The following is a 2623-nucleotide window of genomic DNA, read 5'->3' as shown; positions in this document are numbered from 1 at the left end:
ATCTGATATTTTTATAAATTCTTTATACTTATAATTAAAACACTCTCGATACAACTCTTTGATTTCATCATATGATGGAACACGTGGGTTATTAGCTGGGCTACCACTTTCAATTGCATCTGATGCCATTTTAGAGATAGCATTTTCAAATTCAATTTCATCGATACCGTATTCTTTTAAATTTGGAATACGAAGATCATAGCAAAGCTTTTTTATTTCCCCAATCGTATAGTCTGCTACTTCCTCATCAGAATTCGAATACAAATCCTTATTTAAGTTACGTCCAATTTTTGCTAACCTTTTCACTGCACTTGTTTTTGTAAACTCTAACACTGTAGGTAATAGTATGGCATTTGATATTCCATGCGGTACATGAAATAATGCTCCCACTGGCCTTGACATTCCATGAACTAATGTAACTGATGCATTCGAAAATGCAATTCCAGCTTGTAAGGAAGCAATCATCATCGCTTCTCTTGCCTCCATATTATGTCCATCTTCATATGCTATACGTAAATATTTCATAATACTTTCAATAGCTGAAAGAGCAAGTATATCTGTAAGTGGTTGTGAAAATTTAGAAATATAAGCTTCAATCGCATGACATAACGCATCTATTCCTGTTGCTGCCGTAATTTGTGGTGGTAACGAACTTGTCAAAACTGGATCTATAATTGCTACTTTCGGTATAAAACTAGGATGCTTCATCATCATTTTTACATCTGTTTTTTTATTCGTAATTACTGCTACACTTGTAACTTCCGAACCAGTACCAGAAGTTGTTGGAATTGCAATAAGTGGTAGTGGATTGTTTTCTATTTCAATATCCTTTTGGACATAATCCTCAACTTCTCCACCATTTGTATATAAAACCGCTACCGCTTTCGCAGCATCAATACAACTTCCACCACCAATACCGATAATAAAATCGCACTTTTCCTCTTTACAAAGAGATAACGCTTCTAATACGTGTATATTTGTAGGCTCAGCATCCACTTTATTATATGTGCTAACAGTAATACCTTTCTTATTTAGTTGTTGTATACACTTTTCAACATATCCTAATTTCTCCATAATTGTATCAGTAACTATAAAAGCTTTTTTCCCTAACTTTTTTGATTGTTCTCCCAGTTTTTCAAGCGAATTTCTTCCATATAATACCGACTTTGGCATACGAAACTCAGAAACCTCTTGCAAGTCCCCCACCCCTTCTTATCCTAATTAATATTTTATAATATAAATTATCGATTTGATGAATCTTTACGATTCAAATTTTTTAATAGAGTCCTGTTAAAGTATAGAATGCGATAACTAAAAATACAGCAACCGTTTTCAAAATTGTAATAGCAAATATATCTTTATATGACTGTTTATGTGTTAATCCTGTTACTGTAAGAATAGTAATAATAGCCCCGTTATGTGGTAGTGTATCCATTCCTCCTGATGCCATTGATACGATACGGTGCATAACTTCTAATGGAATATCAAATTGATTGGCCGCTGCAATAAATTTATCTCCCATTGCGCTTAATACTATTCCCATTCCTCCTGATGCCGAGCCTGTAATTCCAGCTAAAATATTCGTCGTTACTGCACCATTCACTAACGGATTTGTGAAAGTAGCAGAGATGCCATCTCTCATAATTGCGAAGCCTGGAAGTGCTGCAATGACACCACCGAATCCAAACTCAGCTCCTGTATTCATCGTTGCAAGTAGCGCTCCACCAATACTTGTATTCAATCCAGCTTGGAAACCTGTTACTACTCGCTTCCAATATAATAATAACGTTGTTAAGATCCCTATAATAAGTGCCAATTCTACAGACCAAATTCCTACCACTGCACTTAATTCTACTTTTCCAAATGCTTTCATACCAATTGCAGAAAAATCAAAACCGCTTGGATACCACTTTGGTATCATAATAGTAAACACTTTATTCATTACACCTACTAAAATAAGTGGTATAAATGCAATAAGTTGTTGTGCTCTTGTGATTTCAATGTTATTAATTAATGGCATATTTTTTTGTTCTACTTGCAAAGATGCTGCCATTTCAGTATTTCCATCATTAAAACCAAAATATCCTTCACCTGCTGCTTTTGCCTTCTTACGTCTACTCTCTAAATATAGTAAACCTAATGTAAGAACAAAAATTGCTCCTACAATCCCAAGTATCGGTGCAGCATAAATATCCGTTTTAAAAAATGTTGTAGGTATTACATTTTGAATTTGTGGTGATCCAGGTAGCGCATCCATTGTAAAAGTTACTGCTCCAAGAACAATCGTTCCAGGGATTAAACGCTTTGGAATATTAGCTTGTCGAAACAACTTAGCTGCGAACGGATAAACAGCAAACACTACTACATACACACTAACACCACTATACGTTAAAATAGCCCCCATTAATACAATCGCTAATATAGTACGTTTTTCACCAACTAACTCAATAATTGTTTTTGCGATAGAATCTGCAATTCCTGACATTTCCACTACTTTTCCAAATATTGCTCCTAATAAAAACACAGGAAAATATAATTTTATAAATCCAACCATTTTCTCCATAAAGATATTAGAAAAGAAAGGTAATACATAACTAGGTTCTGTCAAAAATACTGCAAATAA

Annotated in this window: 2 protein-coding genes; both read right to left on the bottom strand. The window is 34.3% G+C overall.

Features of this window, described 5'->3' with window-relative positions:
• A partial coding sequence (locus ACQGS6_RS26130; protein ID WP_426965856.1) for an iron-containing alcohol dehydrogenase occupies positions 1-1197 on the bottom strand: 1197 nt, incomplete at its 3' end.
• A 79-nt stretch (positions 1198-1276) separates the two neighbouring features.
• A partial coding sequence (locus tag ACQGS6_RS26125) for a GntP family permease (protein WP_426965855.1) occupies positions 1277-2623 on the bottom strand: 1347 nt, incomplete at its 5' end.

Origin of the sequence: Bacillus sp. GMs2/2 (assembly GCF_050172095.1) — a bacterium.
Taxonomy (GTDB): Bacteria; Bacillota; Bacilli; order Bacillales; family Bacillaceae_G; genus Bacillus_A; species Bacillus_A cereus.
Note: the sequence above shows the minus strand (reverse complement) of the source record. Positions and strands in the feature narration are given on the sequence as shown.